The 22180-nt window shown below is 73.4% G+C and carries 19 protein-coding genes and 1 pseudogene; 9 read left to right on the forward strand and 11 right to left on the reverse strand.

Features of this window, described 5'->3' with window-relative positions; translation table 11 throughout:
* Positions 1-30: 30 nt before the first annotated feature.
* Positions 31-583: pseudogene (locus tag ABZX40_RS01680) on the forward strand (metalloregulator ArsR/SmtB family transcription factor).
* A gap of 102 nt (positions 584-685) precedes the next feature.
* A complete protein-coding gene (locus ABZX40_RS01685; RefSeq protein ID WP_355745795.1) occupies positions 686-1732 on the forward strand; it encodes a DMT family transporter in 1047 nt (348 codons plus the stop codon).
* A gap of 34 nt (positions 1733-1766) precedes the next feature.
* Here the strand turns inward: ABZX40_RS01685 and ABZX40_RS01690 are convergent, their stop codons facing one another.
* The 7 genes from ABZX40_RS01690 to ABZX40_RS01720 form a co-directional block, all read right to left on the reverse strand.
* The gene (locus ABZX40_RS01690) at positions 1767-2858 is read right to left on the reverse strand and encodes a Zn-dependent alcohol dehydrogenase (protein WP_355745798.1); all 1092 of its coding nucleotides are present in this window, start codon (positions 2856-2858) and stop codon (positions 1767-1769) included.
* Between the two features lie 113 nt (positions 2859-2971).
* Positions 2972-4360, reverse strand: coding sequence for an aldehyde dehydrogenase family protein (locus ABZX40_RS01695; protein WP_355745857.1), 1389 nt, complete (start codon positions 4358-4360; stop codon positions 2972-2974).
* A 216-nt stretch (positions 4361-4576) separates the two neighbouring features.
* Positions 4577-5101 carry a DUF3574 domain-containing protein gene (locus ABZX40_RS01700; RefSeq protein ID WP_355745801.1) on the reverse strand — a complete coding sequence of 175 codons (525 nt, stop codon included), beginning with the start codon at positions 5099-5101 and terminating at the stop codon, positions 4577-4579.
* A gap of 46 nt (positions 5102-5147) precedes the next feature.
* On the reverse strand, positions 5148-6425 hold the full coding sequence (locus ABZX40_RS01705) for an MFS transporter (protein WP_355745860.1): 1278 nt from the start codon (positions 6423-6425) through the stop codon (positions 5148-5150).
* A gap of 46 nt (positions 6426-6471) precedes the next feature.
* Entirely contained in the window at positions 6472-7908 is a 1437-nt protein-coding gene (locus ABZX40_RS01710) for a citrate:proton symporter (protein ID WP_355745804.1), read from the reverse strand.
* 220 nt (positions 7909-8128) lie between these two features.
* Entirely contained in the window at positions 8129-8758 is a 630-nt protein-coding gene (locus tag ABZX40_RS01715; protein ID WP_355745807.1) for a TetR/AcrR family transcriptional regulator, read from the reverse strand.
* A gap of 216 nt (positions 8759-8974) precedes the next feature.
* Positions 8975-9505, reverse strand: coding sequence for a hypothetical protein (locus ABZX40_RS01720; RefSeq protein ID WP_355745810.1), 531 nt, complete (start codon positions 9503-9505; stop codon positions 8975-8977).
* Positions 9506-9846: 341 nt separating this feature from the next.
* On the opposite strand from ABZX40_RS01720, the gene hmgA reads away from it, so the two are divergent.
* The 3 genes from hmgA (at position 9847) to ABZX40_RS01735 (ending at position 13534) form a co-directional block, all read left to right on the forward strand.
* Positions 9847-11163, forward strand: a complete 1317-nt coding sequence (gene hmgA, locus ABZX40_RS01725; protein ID WP_355745813.1) for a homogentisate 1,2-dioxygenase — start codon at positions 9847-9849, stop codon at positions 11161-11163.
* Between the two features lie 27 nt (positions 11164-11190).
* Positions 11191-11937, forward strand: a complete 747-nt coding sequence (locus ABZX40_RS01730; RefSeq protein ID WP_355745816.1) for a GntR family transcriptional regulator — start codon at positions 11191-11193, stop codon at positions 11935-11937.
* Between the two features lie 415 nt (positions 11938-12352).
* Positions 12353-13534 carry a type ISP restriction/modification enzyme gene (locus ABZX40_RS01735; protein ID WP_355745819.1) on the forward strand — a complete coding sequence of 394 codons (1182 nt, stop codon included), beginning with the start codon at positions 12353-12355 and terminating at the stop codon, positions 13532-13534.
* Positions 13535-14161: 627 nt separating this feature from the next.
* On the opposite strand, the gene ABZX40_RS01740 is transcribed toward ABZX40_RS01735, so the two are convergent.
* The 3 genes from ABZX40_RS01740 to sigK all read right to left on the reverse strand — a co-directional run bounded on the left by ABZX40_RS01740 (position 14162) and on the right by sigK (position 15897).
* Positions 14162-14431, reverse strand: coding sequence for a hypothetical protein (locus tag ABZX40_RS01740; protein WP_355745822.1), 270 nt, complete (start codon positions 14429-14431; stop codon positions 14162-14164).
* Positions 14432-14557: 126 nt separating this feature from the next.
* Positions 14558-15352 (reverse strand): anti-sigma factor, encoded by a 795-nt coding sequence (locus ABZX40_RS01745; protein WP_355745825.1) that lies wholly within the window; start codon positions 15350-15352, stop codon positions 14558-14560.
* Positions 15349-15897: an ECF RNA polymerase sigma factor SigK gene (gene sigK, locus ABZX40_RS01750; RefSeq protein WP_355745863.1), complete on the reverse strand. Its 549-nt coding sequence runs from the start codon at positions 15895-15897 to the stop codon at positions 15349-15351. Before sigK ends, ABZX40_RS01745 begins: the two co-directional genes overlap by 4 nt.
* A 232-nt stretch (positions 15898-16129) precedes the next feature.
* Here sigK and ABZX40_RS01755 point away from each other — a divergent pair, with 232 nt between their 5' ends.
* Entirely contained in the window at positions 16130-17758 is a 1629-nt protein-coding gene (locus ABZX40_RS01755) for a serine/threonine-protein kinase (protein WP_355745828.1), read from the forward strand.
* A 19-nt stretch (positions 17759-17777) separates the two neighbouring features.
* Here the strand turns inward: ABZX40_RS01755 and ABZX40_RS01760 are convergent, their stop codons facing one another.
* Positions 17778-18581 carry an SGNH/GDSL hydrolase family protein gene (locus ABZX40_RS01760; protein WP_355745831.1) on the reverse strand — a complete coding sequence of 268 codons (804 nt, stop codon included), beginning with the start codon at positions 18579-18581 and terminating at the stop codon, positions 17778-17780.
* A 329-nt stretch (positions 18582-18910) separates the two neighbouring features.
* On the opposite strand from ABZX40_RS01760, the gene ABZX40_RS01765 reads away from it, so the two are divergent.
* The 3 genes from ABZX40_RS01765 (at position 18911) to ABZX40_RS01775 (ending at position 21843) form a co-directional block, all read left to right on the forward strand.
* Positions 18911-20116, forward strand: a complete 1206-nt coding sequence (locus ABZX40_RS01765; RefSeq protein ID WP_355745834.1) for a S8 family peptidase — start codon at positions 18911-18913, stop codon at positions 20114-20116.
* Between the two features lie 253 nt (positions 20117-20369).
* Positions 20370-20750: a hypothetical protein gene (locus ABZX40_RS01770; protein WP_355745836.1), complete on the forward strand. Its 381-nt coding sequence runs from the start codon at positions 20370-20372 to the stop codon at positions 20748-20750.
* Position 20751: 1 nt separating this feature from the next.
* A complete protein-coding gene (locus ABZX40_RS01775; protein ID WP_355745839.1) occupies positions 20752-21843 on the forward strand; it encodes a GNAT family N-acetyltransferase in 1092 nt (363 codons plus the stop codon).
* Positions 21844-22180 lie beyond the last annotated feature (337 nt).

Here is a 22180-nt window from a genome sequence, read left to right on the forward strand (position 1 = left end):
GCCGAACCATCCGTGCCGCACCCTGGAGTCATGTCCACCACCCGTTCCGGATCCGCCAGGGATCCCCGTGCCCCGGGCCTCGCCGCGTTCGCCGCGCTGATCGCCGATGAGACCCGGGCGAGCGTGCTGCTCACGCTGCTCGACGGGCGGGCCTGGACCGCCGGGGAACTGGCCCGGCACGCCGGGGTCGCGGCCTCCACCCTGAGCGGGCATCTGGGAAAACTGGTGGCCGCCGGACTGCTGGCCGAGGAGCGGCAGGGGCGGCACCGGTATGTGCGGCTGGCCGACCCCGGGATCGCCCAGGTCGTGGAGGATCTGGCCGCGCGGGTGCGGGGTGGAGTGGTTCGGCGCGGCCGGGATCGCGCTCCCCCGCACCGGGCGGCGCCCCCTCGCCCGCGCCTGCCTCGACTGGACCGAACGCCGACCCCACCTCGGCGGGGTCGCGGGCGCCGCGCTGTGCGGCCACGCCCTGGAGACGGGCTGGTGCGAACGGATCGGCTCGGGCCGGGCCGTACGGGTCACCCCGCGCGGGGCGCGGGCGCTCTCCGGGCTCCTCGGCATCGACCCGGCCGCCCTGCGCTGACCCACGCCGCCACCAGGGGCCCCACGCCGCCACCACCCTTCCTCGCCCCGCCGTCCGAAAACCGCGAGCGCCTCCCCCGCACCCGTCCCTACGCTCAGGAGCATGATGAGCCACACCCCTGACAGCCCTGGTCGGGCCGTCCACCGTCGGGCCGGTGTGCCCGCCACCGCCGCCGCCGTGGTCACCGTCGTGCTGTGGGCCTCCGCGTTCGTGTCGATCCGCAGCGCGGGCGAGGTGTACTCGCCGGGCGCGCTGGCGCTGGGCCGGCTGGCGGCGGGCACCCTCGCGCTGGGCGCCTGGTGCCTCGTCCGGCGGGAGGGGTGGCCGCCACGGGCGGCGTGGCCCGGCATCGCGATATCCGGGGTGCTGTGGTTCGGGGTCTACATGGTCGTCCTGAACTGGGCCGAGCAGCAGGTCGACGCCGGGACCGCCGCGCTGGTGGTGAACACCGGGCCGCTGCTGATCGCGCTGCTCGGCGCCCGGCTGCTCGGCGATCCGATGCCGCCGCGGCTGGTGGCGGGGCTCGCGGTGTCGTTCGCGGGGGCGGTGACCGTGGGGCTGTCGATGTCGGGCGGGGGCGGGTCGTCGGTGCTGGGGGTGGCGCTGTGCCTGATCGCGGCGGTGGCCTACGCGGGCGGGGTGGTCGCGCAGAAACCGGCGCTGGGGCATGCGAGCGTGCTCCAGGTGACGGCGTTCGGGTGCGCGGTGGGGACGGTGCTGTGTCTGCCGTTCTCCTGGCAACTGGTGACGGAGGCCGCGCACGCCCCGCTGTCGGCCACCCTCAACATGGTGTATCTCGGTCTCTTCCCGACCGCGCTGGCCTTCACCACCTGGGCGTACGCCCTGTCGCGGACCACGGCGAGCCGGATGGGCGCGACGACGTACGCGGTGCCCGCGCTGGTGGTGCTGATGTCGTGGCTGACGCTGGGCGAGGTACCGGGGGTGCTCACGCTGATGGGCGGGGGGCTGTGTCTGCTGGGGGTGGCGGTGTCGCGGTCGCGGGCCGGGGCCGGGGGGAGGGCGGCCGATACGGCGACGGGACCGGGCCGGGGAAGCGCGGCCGATACGGCGACGGAACCAGACCAGGGAAGCGCAGCCGATACGGCGACGGGACCGGGCGCCGCCGCGAAGGAGTCACTGCGGCCGTGAGAGCCCGGTCCGCCGCCGGAGGCTCCGGCCCCCCTCAGAACGTCACCACCGCCCGCCCGCCCCGGCCCGCCAGCATCGCGTCGAACGCGGCCGGGATGTCCTCCAGGCCGATGCGATCGGTGACCAGCGACGACAGGTCCAGGCGGCCCGCGCGGACATGGTCGGCGAGGACCGGCAGGTCGGTACGGGGATCGCAGTTGCCGTAGACGCAGCCGGAGAGGGTGCGGCCCCAGTGGAAGAGTTCCAGGGCGTGGAAGGTGACCCGCTCATCGGTGCCGCCGATGCCGACGACCGTGGTCCGGCCGCCGCGCCGGGTGGACTCCCAGGCGGTGCGGATGCTGACCGCCCGCCCCACGCACTCCACCGCCACGTCCACGCCCTCCCCGCCGGTCAGGGCGCGGATCTCGCGGGCGGTGCGCTCCGAGGCGGTCACGTAGTCGGTCGCGCCCGCCGCCCGTGCCAGTTCCTCCTTCGCCGGGGAGACATCCACCGCGACGATCCGGGCCGCGCCCGCGATCCGCGCCGCCTGGAGCGCGGCCAGCCCCACCCCGCCCGCGCCGAACACGGCGACCGTCTCGCCGGGCGCCACCTTCGCCGCGTGGTGGACGGCCCCGTAGCCGGTCAGGACCGCGCAGCCGAGCAGGGCCGCGTCGGTGAGGGGGATGCCCTCGGGCAGCGGCAGGACGCAGGAGCGGGGGACGACGGTCTCCTCGGCGAACGCGGCCACGTTCAGGCCGGGATGCAGGGCGGTGCCGGAGAGCGTGCGGGCGTGGACACCGGCCGCGCCGTTCATCGCGTTGCCGCACAGCCACACCTCGCCCCGCCCGCACGCCGGGCAACTCCCGCAGGACGGGGCCCAGTTGAGGACCACCGGGTCACCGGGGGCGAGGTCGGTGACGCCCTCCCCCACCGACTCCACCGTGCCGGCGCCCTCATGGCCGAGGATCGCCGGGACCGGGATGCGCAGGGTGCCGTCGGACAGCGACAGATCCGAGTGGCACACCCCGGCGGCGGCGAGCCGCACCCGGACCCGGCCGGGGCCAGGCTCGGGCAGTTCGACCCCGGTGATCTCCAGCGGGGCACCGACGGCGGGCAGCACGGCGGCACGGACGGTCCGTACGGTCATGAGGGGTGTCTCTCTCTTGGGGCTATCGGGACTCTCAGGGCTCTCGGGATTCTCGGGGCTATCGGGGCTATCGGGGCTATCGGGGCTATCGGGCCGGTGTCGGAGGGCGGCGCTCAGAACTGGAGCGACTTCGTCATGAGGTACTCCGCGAGACCGTGGACGCCCAGTTCCCGCCCCACCCCGGACTGCTTGTACCCGCCGAACGGGGCCAGCGGATTGAACCGGCCGCCGTTGATGTCGACCTGCCCGGTGTCCATGCGCCGGGCGAAGGCGACGGCCTCGGTCTCCTCGCCCGCCCAGACGGCACCGGCCAGCCCGTACACCGTGCCGTTGGCGATCCGCAGCGCGTCGGCCTCGTCCTCGTAGCGCAGGATGGACAGGACCGGGCCGAAGATCTCCTCCTGGGCGATGGTCATCTCCGGGGTGACCTCGGCGAAGACGGTGGGGCTCACGTAGAAGCCGCGCTCGCGGGGTGCCTCCGGGCCACCGGCGACCAGCCTGGCCCCCTCGGCGACGCCCTGCCGGATATAGCCGCGCACCCGCTCCCGCTGCCGGGCGCTGACCAGCGGGCCGATGCGCTCGGGGTACTTGGCGGCGGCCGTGGCGGCGAGAGCGACGGCCTCGTCGTACCGGTCGCGGTGGACCAGCATCCGGGTCCAGGCGCTGCACGTCTGGCCGGAGTTGGCCATGACGTTGGCGACCCCGACGTTGACCGCGCGGGCGAGATCGGCGCTCGGCAGGATCACATTGGCGGACTTGCCGCCCAGTTCCAGCGCCACCTTCTTGACCGCCGCGCCCGCGACGGCGCCGATGGTACGGCCGACGGCGGTGGAGCCGGTGAAGGAGACCAGATCGACGCCCGGATGCTCGGCCAGCGCCTGCCCGGCGACCGGGCCGAGCCCGGTGACCAGGTTGAACACCCCGGCCGGTACCCCCGCCTCGTGGACCGCCGCCGCGAACAGCCGGGCGGTGAGCGGGGTGTCCTCGGCGGGCTTGAGCACCACCGTGCAGCCCGCCGCCAGCGCGGGGGCCACCTTGGCGACGATCTGGTGCAGTGGGTAGTTCCAGGGAGTGATCGCGCCGACCACCCCGACCGGCTCCAGATGCACCACCGAGGTACCGGCCTTCTCCTCGAAGGAGTGGGTGGCGGCCAGTTCGGCGTACGAGGCGGCGACCGTGATCGGCATGGCGGTGTGGACCGACCGGGCGAAGGCGGGCGGGGCGCCCAGTTCGGCGGTGACGGTCGCGGCGATCTCGTCCTGACGGGCGGTGAGGGCATCGACCAGCGCGGCGAGCCGGGCGGCGCGCGCGGCGGGCGGGGTCGCCGCCCAGACCGGGAGCGCTGCGCGGGCGGCCCGGACGGCGGTGTCGACATCCTCGACGCCGCCCGCCGGGACCCGGGCGAGGAGTTGCTCGTCGGCCGGGTTCACCACATCGATGAGTCCGGTTCCGACGGCCGGACGCCAGCCGCCGTCGATATACAGCCCGTCCGTCCCGTCCATCCCGTCCATCCCGTCCATCTGGTCCCTGCCGTCCCTCCCGCACGTCCCGTCCGTCCCGTCCGTCCCACCCTGGGCCGTGCCGCGCATGTTCCGCCTCCCGAACCGGCGGCGTCACCCGGCGCCGCGCCACCGCTCAAACTAGCGGCGATAGTTTTGCCACGCCAGGGCCGTCGGCGGCACGTGACCCATGCCTCGGAGCGCCCGGGTTCCGGGGGCTCAGAAGTCCGCGGTCACCCGGTCGTCCACCCGCCCCACCGACTCCTGCCCGAACCGCTTCTCGTAGTCGCGGCGGATCTCCTCGATCGCCCGGTCGGCGGTGACCGCCGCGGTGACCGGGTACAGCAGCAGCAACTCGTACGACCGCTCCTTCACGATCGTGCCGGTGACGTCCCGCCACTGGCCCCGGCCGCTCTGCACGGTGAGGCCGTCGGGGAAGGACGGGGTGACCTCGTGGTCGATGAACGCCAGGAACTGCCGGTCGGTGACCGCCGGTCCGCCGGAGCGCACGGTGCCGAAGTACAGCCGGGTCTCGGCGAACGGTTCACCGCGCACCGGGGCGGCGGGCACAGGGGTGGTGGAACCGGGCGCGGTGGGACCCGGCGCGGCGGGCACCGGGGCCGTGGGGCCCGGGGAGCCGTCGAGGGTGGCGTAGGCGGCGGTGGCGGCGGTGGGGGCGGCCACCGCGAGCAGCGCGGCGACGGTGACGAGGGCGGCCCGGGGGCGGGTCGGCTGGAGTGTCATGCCCCTCACCTACCCTCACCGGTCAGGTACGGGAGTTGGGGCTGCGTCACCGCCCGGTCGGCCTCCGCCGGGTCGGCTTCCGCAGGGTCGGCTTCCCTCGGGTCGGGCTCCGCCCGGTCAGGCTCCGCCGGGTCCGGTCGGCGGGGGCGGGGGCCGGTTCGCGCGCCGGGGAGCGGAGCGCCACCCCGGCCGACAGCAGAAGCAGTCCGCCCAGCAGCACGAACGGCGCGGCGACGCCCGCCACCCCGGCGACCAGACCGGCTCCGGCGGGCGCGGCGACCTGGCCGAGGCGGTTGCCGGTGAGCCGGAGGGCGAGGGCGGTGGAGCGGGCGCCCTCGGGGGCCGCCCGGACGACCGTCGTCATGGACAGCGGCTGTCCGACGCCGAGGCAGAAGCCCAGCGCGGCCAGCAGCACGGCCAGCGCCCACACCGGCATCGGCAGCGCGATCCCGGCGCAGAGCAGCGCGGCGAGCAGACAGGTGGAGGTGAGCAGGAGGGTGCGGCCCAGCCGGAGCAGCGGGGTGAGGACGAGGCGGCAGGCGATGGTGGCCGCCGCGCGGAGACTGAGCAGCAGCCCGACGACGGAGGGCGCGATGCCCCGCTCCTCGCCGACCACCGGGAGGTAGGCGGTGAGGACATCGGTCGCGGAGAGCACGGAGAGGCTGATCAGGATGCCCGCCGGGACGCCCCGGGCGCCCAGGATGCGCCGCACCGGCACCCGGTCGCCGCTCCGGGCGCGGGCCCCGAGGACCGTACGGTCCTCTATCCGCCACAGGGAGGTGAAGGCCGCGGCGGCGCCCGCGCCCGCGACCAGCAGGGCGAGGGCGCTGGTGGCGGCCAGGTCGCCGTGGCCGCCGATCAGCGCGCCCGCGGCGATCGGGCCGATGAGTTGGCCGAGGGAGGCGCCGATGGTGAAGTGGCCGAAGTTGCGGTCCTGTTCGTGCGGGGCGGACCGGCGGGCCACCAGGGACTGGGCGCCGATGACGAAGGCGAGATGGCCGAGGCCCATGACCCCGCTCCACACCGCCATCGCCGCCAGGGAGTCCGCGCGTCCGCCGAGCACACAGCCCGCCGCGATCAGGACGACCCCGGCGGGCAGCAGCGGGGCGCACCGCCCGTGATCGGTACGGCGGCCCAGGGGGACGGCGGCGAACAGCGGGAGCAGGGCGTAGGCCCCGGCGATGATCCCGACGGCCCGTTCGTCGGCGCCGAGGGCGAGGGCCCGGTAGGAGACGGCGGGCCGGGCCATCGACACCGCCGCCTGGGCGAAGGTGAAGGCGATGACGAGCCGAAGCAGCCAGCCGCGGTTACCGCCGGGCCTCACACGCACGGAACGGTCCTCCTCCGGGGCGCCGGGGCGCCGGGGCGGCTCAGATGATGCCGAACAGGATGGCGGATCCGAGCACCACCAGGGAGGTGAGGGCCGCCCACTTCACCACGAACCGGGTGTGGTCGCCGAAGTCGACCTTCGCCATGCCGACGAGCACGTAGACGGCCGGGACCAGCGGGCTGGACATGTGCAGGGGCTGACCGACGAGGGAGGCGCGGGCCATCTCGACCGGGCTGACGCCATGGGCCGCGCCCGCCTCGGCGAGGACCGGCAGGACACCGAAGTAGAAGCCGTCGTTGGACATGAAGTAGGTGAGCGGCAGGCTGAGCAGTCCGGCGACGATGCCCATGTGCGGGCCCATGCCGGCGGGGATGATGTCGACCAGCCAGTTCGCCATGGAGTCGACCATGCCGGTGCCCTGGAGGACGCCGGTGAAGACGGCCGCGGCGAAGACCATGCCGGAGACGTTGAGGACGTTGTCGGCGTGGGCGGCGAGCCGCGCCCTCTGGTCGGGGATGCGGGGGAAGTTCACGGTGAGCGCGAGCGCGGCGCCGAGCAGGAACAGCACCGGGATCGGCAGCAGCTCCATGATCATGGCGGTCAGCAGCGTCGCGGTGAGCAGCACGTTGAACCAGAGGAGCTTGGGACGCAGGGTGGGGCGGTTGGGGTCGAGCCCTTGGAAGTCGTCGTCATCGTCGGCATCGGCATCGGCGGCGCCCGCGCTCCCGGCCTTGCGGAGATCGGCCTTCCCGGACCCGGACCCAGAGCCGGAGCCACTGCCGGCACCGGCACCGGCACCGGAGCCCACGAGCACCGTCTCCTTCTCGTCCACCGGGTCCTGGAGGACCTCGTCCAGGGTGAGCACCCCGAGCCGCTTGCGCTCGCGCAGTCCGAGGAAGTACGAGAGGACGATCACGAAGAGCAGGCCGACGGCGAGGGCCGGGATCATCGGGACGAAGATGTCGCTGGCGTCCAGCTTGAGCGCGGTGGCGGCGCGGGCGGTGGGGCCGCCCCAGGGGAGGGTGTTCATCACGCCGTTGGCGGTGGCGGCGACACCGGTCATCACGACCAGGCTCATCTTCAGCCGCTTGTAGAGCGGGTACATCGCCGAGACGGTGATCATGAAGGTGGTGGAGCCGTCGCCGTCCAGCGACACGATCGCGGCGAGCAGGGCCGTACCGACGACGATCCGCATGGGGTCGGCCTTGGCGAACTTCAGGATGGCCTTGACGACCGGGTCGAAGAGCCCGACGTCGATCATCAGTCCGAAGTAGACGATGGCGAACATCAGCATCGCCGCCGTGGGCGCGAGACTGGAGACACCGTCGATGACGTAGTCGCCCAGTTCGGCGCCCTTGCCGACGAACACGCAGAAGAGCGCGGGGATCAGCACGAGCGCCGCGATGGGCGACATCTTCTTCAGCATGATCAGGACCAGGAAGGTCGCGATCATGGCGAAGCCGAGGATGGTCAGCATATGTGTGGATACCTAACGTTCGCCCTTGAACTCCCACCAGGGCCGGCGGTGCGATGACGTTAGGTCCGCCCGATCCGCGTTAACAAGATGTTGACGTGCGAGCAATAAGCGCAAAACTCCAGGTCACAGCTTTGCTCAGGTCAGCCGGGGCGGTCTCGGAGCAACCGGGACGGTCTCAGTTCAGCCAGGTCGGCCTCGGGTCAGCCGGGGCGGTCCCGGGTCACTCGGATCCGTCGAGCACCCGCCCCAGATACGCCCGCAGCAGTTCCCGCATCTCCTCGATGATCCCGGCGTCGCCCTTGGGGTCGACGCGGAAGGCCAGATGGACCAGGGTGTCGGCGGTCTCGACGGCGACCAGGAAGGTACGGCGGAGGCGGTCGTCGGGGCGGCGGCCGAGGTGACCGGCGAGGAGTTCGGTGAGCCGGTCGGCGACCCGGTGGTTGGGTTCGTCGTGGCGGGAGCCGACGGGGATCTGATTGCCGAAGTCCACCAGGGAGAACCCGGGCGCGGTGCGCTTCATGGCGAGGTACTCGTCCAGTACGGCGTCCAGCGCCCGCCGCCAGCCGCCGCCGTCCAGGGCGTCGAGCCGTCTGCGCACCCGCTCGGTGTACCGCTCCAGATTGCGCTGGGCGAGGGCGTCGGCCATCGCGCGCTTGTTGCCGAAGAAGCGGTAGACCGACCCGATGGGGACTCCGGCGCGCTGGGCGACGGCCCGGGTGCTCAGGGCGTCGTAGCCCACCTCGTCGAGGAGAGCGGCGCAGGCGTCGAGGATCCGGGTCAGCCGCTCGGCGCTGCGCCGCTGCACGGGGGCGCGGCGGAGCGTGGTCGTCGCATCAGGCACGGGCATCATGATGCCTCCCCACCGGTCCGGGGTGAAGCGGGCCTCCTCCGGAGCCGGACCGGACGCCCCCGGGGCCACACTCCTGACTCCCGGCACCTGATTCCTGACTCCCGGCACCTGGCACCCGGCACCACGGGCCCGGAGCCGCCCGCCATCCGCCATGGCCTGCCCCCGGAACCGGACACCACCCGGCCCGGCAGAACCTCGCCGCCCCCGCCCCCGCCCCTACGGCGACACTCCGGGCCCAGGTTCGGAGACCGTGACATCGGCGGTGGACTCCACCGGGTCGCCGTCGTCGGCCCAGGCGGTGCCGTCGTCGGCGTAGAGCCGGACGGTGATGTGGTGGGTGCCGCGGTCCATCAGACCGGCGGCCAGACGGTGGCGGGGGGTGCGCAGATCGACGACCGGGCGGCCGTCGATGAACAGCCGGGCCACCCCGCGCCCGGCGACGGCCTCCGGCTCCGTGCCGACCGGCGAGAAGGTGAAGCCGGTGACGGTCAGCCGAACCTCCCAGCCCTGTCCCTCGCCGACCGGCTGCACCTCGATGCCGACCTCGGGGGCGTCGCCCCGGTCGATCTCCCGCAGATGCGAGCCGTCCTCGTCGGTGTCCTCCAGCACCTTGCCCACCGGATACGTCCGGTCGGTGGCGCGCTCCTGGTCACCGCCGGAGCCACCGCCGGAGTCGCAGCCGGCGGCTCCGGCCAGCAGCAGGACACCGACCGCGAGCACCGCGCAAGCCCCCCGTCTCCACGTCATACGGGCGAGCGTAGAACAGCGGTGCGACACCTTGAATCCACCTGTGGGCGGGTTCCCCCGCCCGGCCGTAGTCCCTTCAGAGGACATCCGGCCCGCCACCCCCCTACGGCAGGCGTAGCCCCCCGGTAGGCACCGGCGACATCCGCCCGAAGGAACCCCCGAACGCCACCACGCCCCCAACCTCCCTCCCCCTCCCCGTCCCCCCTCTCCTCCCCCCTCCCTCCCCCTCCTGCCTCTTGCGCCCACCCACCCCTTCTTCCTATGGTGAGATCTATTCCTATGCTTCACTATAGGAATAGATGCTCGCATCAGGAACGCAGGGCTGCCAAGGAGCTGGGAACATGAGTGCGGACGCGCGCAAGACGGCCGAATCGCTGGCCTATCTCTCCGGGTTCGGGAACGAGCACAGTTCGGAGGCGGCGCCCGGCGCGCTGCCCGTCGGCCGCAACTCGCCCCAGCGGGCCCCGCTCGGGCTCTACCCGGAGCAGCTCAGCGGCACCGCCTTCACCGAGCCCCGGGCCCACAACCGCCGCTCCTGGCTGTACCGGATCCGCCCGTCGGCCGCCCACCCCGCCTTCACCCGCACCCGCAACGGGGCGCTGCGCACCGCCCCCTTCACCCAGACCCCGCCCGACCCCAACCGGCTGCGCTGGAACCCGCTGCCCGCGCCGGAGGCCGGGACGGACTTCGTGGCCGGACTGTGGACGCTGGGCGGCAACGGCGATGTCACCCAGCGCACCGGTATGGCCGTGCACCTCTACCACGCCACCGCATCGATGGAGCGGGTGTTCAGCGATGCGGACGGCGAGCTGCTGATCGTCCCCGAGCACGGCGGGCTGCTGCTGCGCACCGAGTTCGGGCTGCTGCACGCCGAGCCGGGCCAGGTCGCGCTGATCCCGCGCGGGGTCCGCTTCCGGGTGGAACTGCTGGACGACTCGGCGCGCGGCTACATCTGCGAGAACTACGGCTCCCCGTTCATCCTCCCCGACCTGGGCCCGATCGGCGCCAACGGCCTGGCGAACGCCCGCGACTTCCTGGCCCCGGTCGCCGCGTACGAGGATGTCGAGGGCCCGGTGGAGGTGGTCAACAAGTACTGCGGCAACCTCTGGACCGCGACCTACGACCACTCCCCCCTCGATGTCGTCGCCTGGCACGGCAACCTCACCCCGTACGTATACGATCTGCGCCGCTTCAATGTCATCGGCTCCATCTCGTACGACCACCCGGACCCGTCGATCTTCACGGTGCTGACCTCGCCGTCCGACACCCCGGGACTCGCGGGGGTCGACTTCGTGGTCTTCGCGCCGCGCTGGCTGGTCGGCGAGGACACCTTCCGGCCGCCGTACTTCCACCGCAATGTGATGAGCGAGTACATGGGCCTGATCGACGGCGCCTACGACGCCAAGGCGGAGGGGTTCGTGCCGGGCGGCGGCTCGCTGCACAACATGATGTCGGCGCACGGCCCGGACCGGGAGACCTTCGACCGGGCGAGCGCGGCCGAGCTGAGGCCGCAGAAGATCGATGACGGGCTGGCGTTCATGTTCGAGACCCGCTGGCCGGTGACCCTCACCCCGCAGGCCGCGGGCGCCGACCACCTCCAGCAGGGCTACGACGAGGTGTGGCAGGGCCTCGAACGCCACTTCCGCCCGTTGCACTGATCGCGTACGACCGGTACGGATAGGCCCGTGAGTTCCTTCGCCCCAGACTCGATCGTCCTCAACCGCAAGCTGCCGCTGTGGTACCAGGTGTCGCAGTCGCTGCGCGCCTCCATACTCGGCCGCTCGGCCCGGGACCCGCTGCGGCTGCCCACCGAGGAGCAACTGGCCGAGCACTACGGCGTCAGCGTGCTCACCATGCGGCAGGCGCTGAAGGAACTGGAGGACGAGGGCCTGATCACCCGGCACCGGCGCCGGGGCACCTTCATCGAACCGGACGCGACCCGTGCCCCGGTCCGGCTGCTGGGCTCGGTGGACGCCATCGTGGCCCAGCAGTCCGGGATGACGGCGGAACTGCTGGAGCACGGGCCGGTGCCGGTGCCGGCCGAGTTCGCCGAGTACTTCCCCGGTCTGCCGGAGGCGATGACGTACCACCGGCTGCGCAGCGACGAGAAGACCGGCGAGCCCACCAACCACGCCCGCAACTACGTCCGCCCCGAGATCGCCGCCCGGATCGACCCCGAGGAACTGATCCGCCAGCCCATGACCAAGGTGCTGCGGGATGCGGTCGGCGCGGACATCAGCCGCATCACCGACACCGTCCAGGCCCGGCTGGCGGACCCGGAGACGGCCCGCCTCCTCCGCGTCCCCCTCCTCAGCCCGATCCTGCACTACACCGGCATCACCTACGACACCACCGGCCGCCCCCTGGACGTAGCCGTCATCCACTACCGGGGCGACCGCTTCTCCTTCTCGGTAACCCTCGACGCCACGTAGCCCCTACGGGGGTCAGCCGGGTTCGCGCGGGGCGCCGGGTTCGCGCGGGGCGCCAGGTTCGCGCGGGGCGCCAGGTTCGCGCGGGGCGCCAGGTTCGCGCGGGGCGCCAGGTTCGCGCGGGGCGCCAGGTTCGCGCGGGGCGCAGGGTTCGGTGCGTACCCGGATCCGTGGGTGCCAGGTTCGGTGGGGCGCAGGCTTCGGCGGGGGCCCAGGGTGCCGAGTCAGGGGCGCGGGGAACTGCGCGATCAACCCCCACACACCCGCACCCAACCCCCAGCCCCAGCCCTCCCCCACCCTCCAGGGGCGCGGGGAACTGCGCAAAAAGCGACCACCGCCCCGCACCCCACCACACCCCACCACCCCCAACCACCCCCACCCCGAACCGCCCCACCCCCACCCCTCCCCCCGTCGTACGATGCGGAGCGTGCCGCACGACGCCGCCGACGACGCTCCGCCGCTCGCGGACCTCATGCCGTGGTCCGTCGCACCGCCGCGCCTGGGGCGGGGCTGGCCGGCGGCCCCCGACCCGGCATCCCTCAAGGCCCGTTGGGACGCGCTGCTCAAGGCGCGGGGCCCGGACCGCGAGGCCCTGTTCGAGCCCACCCGCGCCCGCACCCCGCACTCCGCGGTGGGACAGCTCCCCGGCCACCCCGGCGGAGCCACCGGCACCGAGCCCCTCGCCCGCGCCGAGGGCCCCTGCCCGGAACCCGTCCGCGCCCTGGCCGCGCCCTTCGACGAGCAGTGGCTGATCCCGGATCAGCGACTGCTCGACGCGGCCCGCCCGGAGCTGTGGCGGGTCGCCGACGACCGCCAGGTCTTCGTCACCGAGACTCCCGGCGGCCCCGGCCCGCGGCTGCTGGCGACCACCCTGTTCCCCTTGCTCCGCCCCGGCCGGGTGCGCCCCCTCTTCCGCCGCCCCGGCGGCCGGGAGCCCAATCTGGCGCCGGGCCTGACGGAGTATCTGGGTGCACGGCTCGGCGGCGCGGCGCAGGCCCCGGAGCCGCTGGACGTGCTGGCCTGGATCCTGAGCGCGGTCCGCGCCGATCTCACCGTCCCGCTCACCGCGGACCCCGCGCGCTGGGCGCTCGGCGTGGCGTCGGGCCGCCGCGCGCTGTGGCTGATGCGCCGGGACGGCGAGCGCCCCAAACTCCCCGGCGGACGCCGCCCGTACGTCCGCGCCCCGCTGCCCGACCGCCCCGGTGAGCTGCGCTACGACCGCGAGGAGGAGGCGCTGTACCTCGGGGAGGGCCGGATCTCGCCGGTACCGGTGGACGCCTGGGACTTCGAGGCGGGCGGGGTGCGGGTGCTGGAGGAGTGGTTCCTCGCCCGGACGGGTGAACCGGAGCCGGGCACCCTGGCCGCGATCCGCCCCGCGACCTGGCCGCAGACCTGGACATCGGAGCTGCTGGAACTGATCACGGTCCTGGCACTTCTCGCCGAACTCCCGCCGCTGCCCGACGCACCCGCGTCCTCCCCCGTCACGGCCGCCGAACTGCGCGCGGCGGGCGTCCTGCCGGTCCCGGCGTCGGCCCGCCGCCCGGCAACGGTCCTGGACACCCCCGAGGAGGGCCCCCAGGGGCAGCTCGCCCTGATCTGAGCGGCCTCAGGACCACCCGCAACGCCCGGCGAGCGAGGGCCTGCTCGAAACACCGCCTCCGGGCCGACCGGCCCGCTCCGCCCGGCGCACGCCGCCGCACGAGCCGGGCACAGGCACCGACGGGGCCATCTGCCCACCCCGGTGGGCCATCCGCCCGGCGTCGCTCTCCTCATCCTGCGTCCAGGGCATCGCCCAGGTGCGCTCGGCAGCGGCGGTCTCGTTCCCGGCGCAGATGCCGACCACCCGGGTGGACATGGCGACTCCGGCTCGGCCGTGACCGGGTAGGGGATGGCCCTGGGGGCTGGATCGGACCGCTGCCGCCGTTCCGTCGTCCCGCGGCCACCCGGGCGGGGATGCTGCCGGGACTGCTCACCCATGACGAGGAGCACACGGAGGACGAGGAGTACGGGGAGTACAAGGAGACGCTGGGTCTGTTCAGCTCAGCCAGCGCGCTGATCGCGGACCGCTGATCGCTGACCACAGCACTGCACGATCTCTGCTGAACAGGGAGGGAAGCCGGAAGAGGGAGGGTGATACGCCGCTGACGCCGCCCGTGGGGAGTCGGGGGGCGTCAGACCGGAAGGGACGAGGGCGAGCGGGGGACGTCCGGGCGGACGCCGGGGGTGCTCAGCGTCCGCCGAACAGGGAGCGGCGCAGTCGGCGCAGAGGTGCGAAGAGCGAGACGCGCCGGACACGGGCGCCCCGGGAGGTCTGGTCCTGCGTGGTGTCACGCGCGGTCAGCTCCCGCATCAGCGAGGTGGCCTCGGCTGTCTCTCGCTGTGGCACGGCGGGACCCGCCAGCACCGACAGGTGGCGGTCGAGGCGCGAACTGGTCGCGCTGCTCCCGCAGGTGATCGCAGGGACCCTTGCCCTGCTGCGCACTGTTATCTGATCCATGTCACTCCCCACCCGTACGAGTCCACCCGGCCCAGGCAGGCTAACCCTATCGCCCCCTCGGGGCACTCGTGTATCGCGGTCACAGGATTCACCTTTCCCATAAGGGTGTTGACGTACACGCTCTGATTACTCTCCGAATCCAACCGATTTCAGGGCGAGTTGGACAATGGGCTGGCCGGTGGGGTGCGGAGAGCCGCCGTCCGGTTCGACGGTCACGGCGAGTGACGAGGCGGTGGGGTCCAGGCCGGAGGCGGTGAGGGGCGTGTCGGCGCTGAACAGGCCCAGGGAGCGTGGTGGTGCGTCGGGGCGCATCAGCCACAGTTGATGCACTCGCCCGCTGAGGGGAGCGCCGTAACCGCTCAAGGTCACCACCGCGCGCCCCTCGGTGGCGGAGGCGATCACCCCGATCCCCCGGCCCCCGGCGTCCCGGCCGACGGCGGCGCGGGCGTCCGGGGCGGCCAGAACGTGGGCGATCTCACGTGTCTGCGCCCGCTCGGCGTCCAGCCGGTCCTGGGCGCGTCCGGCCTGCACCGCGAACAGCCCGGCGACGATCAGGGTCGCGGCGGCGGTCGCCGTGGTGAAGGGCATCAGCAGCGGGCGGCGGGATCGCTCCGGGGGTGGCCGGGTCCCCCAGACGTAGGACGGCAGCGACGGGGTGTGCGCCGGTGCGGGCTCCTGCGGAGTGCTTCGTACGGCGGCCAGGACGCGGGCGCGCAGCGCCTCGGGCGCCGGTTCGGTGGTGGTCCGGGCGAGCCGGACGGTGGCCTCGGTGAGCGCCCGCACCTCGGCGGCGCAGCGGGCGCAGCCGTTCAGATGCCGCTCGAAGCGGCGGCGTTCGCCGGGGTCGAGGGCGTCCAGGGCGTAGGGCGCGGCGAGCGAGTGGGGGGCCGTGCGGCGCGGCAGCCGGTCCAGCGCGCTCACGGGGTACCGTCCCCGAGGCACTGGCGCAGCCGGGTCAGGCCGTCGCGCATCCGGGTCTTGACGGTGCCGAGCGGTAGCGACAGCCGTTCGGCGACCTCGCGGTAGGTGTGGCCGTCGTAGTAGGCGAGGGTGACGGACTGGCGCTGGAGGTCGGTGAGCCGGTCCAGGCAGCGGCGCACGAGTTCCCGTTCCAGTCCGGCCTCGACCTCCTCGGCGACCTGGTCGAAGGCGGGTGCCGCCGCCGAGCGCTGGGCGTCGCGCCGCTCGCGCTCCCCGGCGGCGCGGGCGCTGCGCACCCGGTCGACGGCCCGGCGGTGGGCGACGGTGAGGATCCAGGACAGGGCGGAGCCGCGCGAGGGGTCGAACCGGGCGGCGGAGCACCAGAGTTCGAGCAGCACCTCCTGGGCCACCTCCTCCGCCTGCGCGGCGTCCCGTACCACCCGTTTCACCAGGCCGTACACCGGTCCGGACACCAGGTGGTACAGGTCCTCGAAGGCGCGCTGGTCACCGGCCGCCACCTTGAGGAGCAAGGTGTCCGCCGCCAGCCCGTCCCCCCTCGTCCTCGGCTCCGCCCGGCCGCAGCCCTCGGGCCGTCGTCGTCCGCGTACATCCGGTTTCCGCACCGCGCACCTCCGGAGACGGATACGGATCGGCGGGGCGAAAACGCGGGCGGAGGCGGGGGCAATCGGGAGCGCGGGGGCGGTGCGGGGTGGCGGACCGGTGTTCAGGGGGGCCTCATCCGCGGTGGGCTGAGCTAATTTTGGGGAGAAATCTGGCATGGCACGGCGGACGACCGAAGGGGGTGCGCCGGTGTCCGGACAGCCGGGCGGTGAGCGGGTGGTCGCGGACCGGTACCGGCTGCTGTCACCGCTGGGTGAGGGCGGCATGGGGACGGTGTGGCGGGCCCGGGACGAGGTGCTGCACCGGGAGGTCGCCGTCAAGGAGGTACGGGCCCCGGCGGGGCTGCCGGCCCCGGACGTGGGGCGGATGTACGCCCGGCTGGAGCGCGAGGCGTGGGCGGCGGCCCGGGTGGCGCACCGGAATGTGGTGACGGTGTACGACGTCGCCACCGAGGAGGGCCGCCCGTGGATCGTGATGGAGCTGGTCCGCGGGGTGTCGCTGGCCGAGACGCTTCAGGCGGAGGGGCCGATACCGCCGCAGCGGGCCGCGCTGATCGGGGCGGAGGTGCTGGCGGCGCTGCGCGCGGCGCACGGGGCGGGGGTGCTGCACCGGGATGTGAAGCCCGGCAATGTGCTGCTGTCCAACGACGGCCGGGTGGTGCTGACGGACTTCGGGATCGCGACGGTGGAGGGCAGTTCGGCGCTGACCATGACCGGTGAGGTCGTGGGGTCGCCGGAGTTCCTGGCGCCGGAGCGGGCGCTGGGCCGCACGCCGGGGCCGGAGTCGGACCTGTGGTCGCTGGGGGTGCTGCTGTACGCGGCGGTGGAGGGGGTCACGCCGTTCCGTCAGGACACCCCGCTGAGCACGCTGCGGGCGGTCGTGGACGAGGAGTTGCCGCCGCCGCGCCGGGCGGGTGCGCTGGCGCCGGTGATCGAGGGGCTGCTGCGCAAGGACCCGGCCGAGCGGCTGACGGCGGAGCGCGCGGAGCGGGATCTGCGGCTGGTGGGCGCGGGCGGCACGCCCCGGGCGGACCCCGTCCGGTCGTCGTCCACGGCACCGACGGTCGCCGCCGTGCCGCCGCTCCCGGATCCGACGCCGACCGGGCCCACGCACATCGGCCCCACCTCCGCCACCGCCGGCCCCGGCCCCACCCGGGACCGCCGTGCGCTCGCCTTCCTGGTCGCCGGGATCGCCGTGCTCGCGCTGGCCGTCGGCGGGCTGATGTACGCCCTGCTGGACGGGGGCGGGAGCGGGGGCGGCTCGGGCGGTACCGGTGGGGACAGCCCGGCGGCCTCGGCGCGGGCGTCGGACACGCCGAGCGAGGAGGACGAGCCGTCCGGCGGGGGTGCGCCGCCGCCGGAGGAGGAGTCCGCGAGCGGGTCGGGCAGTTCGGCGCCGCCGCAGTCGGTGGCCGTGACGGTGAGCGGGGCGCACACCGACTACGCGGGTGCCTGTCCGCCGGGGCGGGACGCGGCGCCGGTGTTCACGGCGGAGTTCACCGTGGGGCGGCTGCCGGCCGAGGTGGAGTACCGGTGGGTGGCGCGGGACGGCGAGGTCACCGACGAGGGCTGGCGGACGCTGTCGTTCCCGGCGGGCGGGGAGCGCACCCTGCGGGCGGGCGTGACGGTGACGACGTACGACGAGAGCGGGACGTATCGCAACGCGCTGGGGGTTCAGGTGCGGGAGCCGGTGGAGGTGACCTCGAACGCGGTGGAGTTCTCGGTGACCTGTGGGGCGGAGACCCCGTCGGACGGGGCCTCCGCCACTGCCGCACCGACGTCCTGAGGGAGGACGTGGCGGAGGGTCAGGTCGCGCTGTTCAGGACCGGGAGGTAGCCGCCGGACTGGCCGGCCGCGGTGGGGTGGTAGGACTCGCCGACATTGAGCCAGTTGACGCTGTGCAGCCAGGAGTTGCCGGAGCAGATCTCGTGGCCGGTGAAGGTGGTGCGGACATCGGCCCAGGTGAAGCCGTGATCGGCGACGCGCTTGGCGATGGTGCTGTTGAGGAGGTCGGAGGCGTCGTTGACGGCCTTGCGCTTGGTCTCCGACAGGCCCAGGCAGGACTGGCCGAGCAGATAGAAGCGGGGGTAGCCGAGGACCACGACCTGGGCGGCGGGGGCCTTGGAGCGGATCGTGGAGTACACGGTGTCGAGCTTGCCGGGGAGGGTGGAGGTGACGTACGCCCGCGCGGTGTTGATCCGGGAGATGCAGGCGCTGTCGGACTGGAGCACACAGGTCGTCATGACATCGGCGAAGCCGGCGTCGTTGCCGCCGACGCTGAGCGTGACGAGGCCGGTGGAGGCGCTGAGCGGGGTGAGCTGACTCGCCAGAACTTCATCCGTTCGGGCGCCCGAGCAGGCGGTGAAGTTGAACGACGAGGGTGAGTTGGCGGCGGCCCACAGGGACGGGTACGCCTTGGTGCTGCGCTTGCAGTCGCCGCTGGAGCCGATGTAGCTGCCGGCGCCGACCCCGGAGGAGTAGGAGTCGCCGAGCGCCACATAGCCGGTCGCGGCTGCTTCGGCGCCCTGCGCCGCGGTCGCCCCGGTGAGGGCGGCGCCGACGGCGAGGAGGAACGAGCTGACGAGTACGACAAGTCGGGAACGTCTCATGGAACCTCCCTTTAGCAGGATCTCTGCTGCAACAGGCATACCAACTACGCGCGTTGACTGGAAGTGTGCATGCCAAGAATTCCAGACATTCACCCGAGATCCACCACAACTCCTGACAGCTCTTCACCGCTTGATTACGTGCTCATGTCACGTTTGTTGACGGGTACTCAACACCCTTGATCTACGGGGATGGTTGGCACAGGCTGTACCGCAGCCCCCGGAGCGGAACGCAACGTTCCAGGGTTGTGCGCGCGAAGACGCGCGCGCCCCCCACAGCCGTGCGCCCCCAACAGGGGCGCGCGCGCCGCCAACAGGAGGACACCCTCGTCATGGCACACCTGCGCAGCACCAAGGTGAAGCTCGCCGCGATCACCACCATGACCACCGCGGCCCTCGTCGGCGGGCTCACCGCGATACCGGCCCAGGCCGCCCCGGCCAAGGGCACGGTCCTCGCGGCCGGCTCCCCCACCGCCGTCAAGGACAGCTACATCGTCACCCTGAAGAAGGACGCGGGCTTCAAGGCGTCCTCCAGCACCGGCAAGGGCCTGATCGGCGAGTACGGCGGCAAGGTCGACAAGACGTTCGGCTCCGCGCTGAACGGCTACACCGCCACCCTCTCCGCCGACGAGGCCGCCAGACTCGCCGCCGACCCGTCGGTGGCCGCCGTCGAGCAGAACCAGACCGTGAAGGTCGACGCCACCCAGACCAACGCCCCCTGGGGCCTGGACCGGATCGACCAGACCTCGCTGCCGCTGAACGGCACCTACACCTACCCGGACAGCGCGGGCGGCGGTGTCACCGCGTACGTCATCGACACCGGTGTGCGGATCACCCACCAGCAGATCGCCGGGCGGGCCAGCTATGGCTACGACGCGATCGACGGCGACACCGTCGCCGCGGACGGCAACGGCCACGGCACTCATGTGGCGACCACCATCGCGGGCACCACCTACGGCGTGGCCAAGGCCGCCCGGATCGTCGCGGTGCGGGTGCTGGACAACGGCGGCTCCGGCACCACCGCCGGGGTCATCGCGGGCGTCGACTGGGTGACCCGGAACCACTCCGGCCCCTCGGTCGCCAACCTGTCGCTGGGCGGCGGCGCCTCCACCACCCTGGACACCGCCGTGCGCAACTCCATCGCGTCCGGCGTCACCTACGCCATCGCGGCGGGCAACAGCAACCTCAACGCCGGGTCCTACTCGCCCGCGCGGGTCACCGAGGGCATCACGGTCGGCGCCACCACCAGCACCGACGCCCGCGCCAGCTACTCCAACTACGGCACGGTGCTGGACCTCTTCGCCCCCGGCTCCGCCATCACGGCCGGCTGGCACACCAGCGACACGGCGACCAGCACCATCTCCGGTACGTCGATGGCGACCCCGCATGTGGCGGGCGCCGCGGCGATCTACCTCGCCGGCCACCCCGGCTCCACGCCCGCCCAGGTGGCCACGGCGCTGGTGAACGGCTCCACCCCGAGCACGGTGACCAACCCCGGCACCGGGTCCCCGAACCGGCTGCTGAAGATCGTCCCGTAAGCGGGGCCGGGGCGATGCGCCCCGTGCGCCCGGTATGACCGGCGGGTTCCCCGGAGCGGCTCACGCCGCCTCGGGGAGCCCGCTCCCGCACGCCCCGGTGACCGGGCTCCGCATCTTGACGGCCGCCCGAGCGCTGCGCGACATTGAAGCCCGGCATCCGGCGCTTCGGGGGGCAAAGTCGCCAATGCAGGGCTTACACAGCGAGACGACCGCAACAGACATAGCAGATACAGCAGACGCATCGGCCGCAACCGTGGCATCAGGGCCGGGGAGGGACCTGTCGCCGCTGCTCGCCGGTGCCGCCACCGCCGTCGCGGTGATCGGTGCCGCACTGGCGCTCACCGGCTCCGATTCCCCCCTGCGCGCGCCGTTCACGCTGTTCTTCCTGCTCGCCGCCCCGGCCGCGGCGATCGGCGCCGCGCTGTCCGGGCTCGATCCGTTCGCCCGGGTGGTCGCCTCGCTGGCGGGCGCGGTCGTCGTCGACATGCTGATCGCCCAGACGATGCTGGCCCTGCACCGCTGGTCGGCGGCCGGGGGGACCGCGGCCGTCTCGGCGTTCGGCGCCGGCACCCTGCTGCTGGTGCTGATGGTCCGGCGCAGACGGATCCGCGCGGTGAGAGGACGGGAATCCTGACGTGGACATCGATGTGTACCGCCCGGGTGAGCTGACCGCCGCCGACCGCGCGGCCTGGACCGCGCTCCAGGCGCAGGCGCCGCTGCACGGCTCGGTGGAGCTGGCCAATCCGTTCCTCGCCCCCGAGTTCGCGCTCGCGGTCGGCCGGTGCAGACGGGGGGTGCGCATCGCGGTGGTCCGCGACGGCGGCGAGCCGGTCGCCTACTTCCCGTTCCAGCGCACGGCGGCGGGCGTCGGCCGGGCCATCGGGCTCGGGGTGTCCGACGCGCAGGGCGTGGTGCACCGGCCGGGGTTCACCTGGGACGCCCGGGAACTGCTGCGGGCCTGCGGGCTCGCGGTGTTCGAGTACGACCATCTGGTGGCGGGCCAGCGGCCGTTCGAGACCCAGGTCTCCGGCGTCCACCCGTCCCCGGTCATCGATCTGGACCAGGGCTTCGACGCGTATCTGGCGGGGCTGAGGGACCGGTCGCCGAAGTTCACCCGCTCCACCCTCGCCAAGGAGCGCAAGCTCGGGCGGGAGGCGGGCGGGGTGCAGTACGTCCATGACGAGCGCGATCCGGCGGTGCTGCGCACGCTGATGGCGTGGAAGTCGGCGCAGTACCGCAGGACCGGCCGCAGCGACCGGTTCACCCAGGAGTGGATCATCCGGCTGGTGCAGCAGCTCTTCCACACCCGCTCGGCGCCCTTCGGCGGGCTCCTCTCGGTGCTCTACGCCGGGGACCGGCCGGTCGCCGCGCACTTCGGGCCGCGGACCGGGCAGGTGCTGGCCTGCTGGTTCCCGGCGTACGACCCGGCGTTCGCGAGGTACTCGCCGGGGCTGGTGCTGCATCTGCGGATGGCGGAAGGGGCGGCGGCCGAGGGGATCGCCCAGCTGGACCTCGGCCGGGGCCAGAAGCAGTACAAGGACTCCCTGAAGACCCGGGACATCCAGGTGTCGGAGGGGTGGGTGACCCGGCGTCACCCGGTGGCGGTCGGACATCGGGCCCGGCGTGCGCCGGTGCGGGCACTGCGCAACGCGGTGGTGACCCGGCCGGAGCTGTTCGAACCCGCCGATCGTCTGCTGAAGCGGCTGGGAAAGATCAGGTCAAAGTAAGCCAAAGGTGAGACCTGGTGTAGGTCTTCCATAAATACTCAATCACCAATACCGTCGTACAACTCACCCGCACCGGACCATCACCCCGGGATCCAGGGGAGGGCTCAGGGCCCCCGGGAGATACCGGAGCGGGAGCGCGGCAGGGGGGTGCCGTGTCCGGGGGCCGTCACGGTCACCGGGCCGAGCCGCGCGACCGGCTGCGGCCATGCTGTTCATCCATGGGGCATCCGGCGTTCCGCCAGCTCACCCGGGGTCACGGAGCGTCAGCCGCGCTGTGCCCTGGGTGAGAACCCCCCTTTCGAACCGGATACAGAGCCGGGCTGCCCGGGGGCGGGCG

This window comes from Streptomyces sp. NPDC004610, from assembly GCF_040609715.1.
Taxonomy (GTDB): domain Bacteria; phylum Actinomycetota; class Actinomycetes; order Streptomycetales; family Streptomycetaceae; genus Streptomyces.

Coding starts and splice junctions, on each gene's coding strand:
- ABZX40_RS01685 (WP_355745795.1), top strand. CDS start 686: ATGATGAGCCACACCCCTGACAGCCCTGGTCGGGCCGTCCACCGTCGG.
- ABZX40_RS01690 (WP_355745798.1), bottom strand. CDS start 2,858: ATGACCGTACGGACCGTCCGTGCCGCCGTGCTGCCCGCCGTCGGTGCC.
- ABZX40_RS01695 (WP_355745857.1), bottom strand. CDS start 4,360: ATGGACGGGACGGACGGGCTGTATATCGACGGCGGCTGGCGTCCGGCC.
- ABZX40_RS01700 (WP_355745801.1), bottom strand. CDS start 5,101: ATGACACTCCAGCCGACCCGCCCCCGGGCCGCCCTCGTCACCGTCGCC.
- ABZX40_RS01710 (WP_355745804.1), bottom strand. CDS start 7,908: ATGCTGACCATCCTCGGCTTCGCCATGATCGCGACCTTCCTGGTCCTG.
- ABZX40_RS01715 (WP_355745807.1), bottom strand. CDS start 8,758: ATGATGCCCGTGCCTGATGCGACGACCACGCTCCGCCGCGCCCCCGTG.
- ABZX40_RS01720 (WP_355745810.1), bottom strand. CDS start 9,505: ATGACGTGGAGACGGGGGGCTTGCGCGGTGCTCGCGGTCGGTGTCCTG.
- hmgA (WP_355745813.1), top strand. CDS start 9,847: ATGAGTGCGGACGCGCGCAAGACGGCCGAATCGCTGGCCTATCTCTCC.
- ABZX40_RS01735 (WP_355745819.1), top strand. CDS start 12,353: ATGCGGAGCGTGCCGCACGACGCCGCCGACGACGCTCCGCCGCTCGCG.
- ABZX40_RS01740 (WP_355745822.1), bottom strand. CDS start 14,431: ATGGATCAGATAACAGTGCGCAGCAGGGCAAGGGTCCCTGCGATCACC.
- ABZX40_RS01755 (WP_355745828.1), top strand. CDS start 16,130: ATGGCACGGCGGACGACCGAAGGGGGTGCGCCGGTGTCCGGACAGCCG.
- ABZX40_RS01760 (WP_355745831.1), bottom strand. CDS start 18,581: ATGAGACGTTCCCGACTTGTCGTACTCGTCAGCTCGTTCCTCCTCGCC.
- ABZX40_RS01765 (WP_355745834.1), top strand. CDS start 18,911: ATGGCACACCTGCGCAGCACCAAGGTGAAGCTCGCCGCGATCACCACC.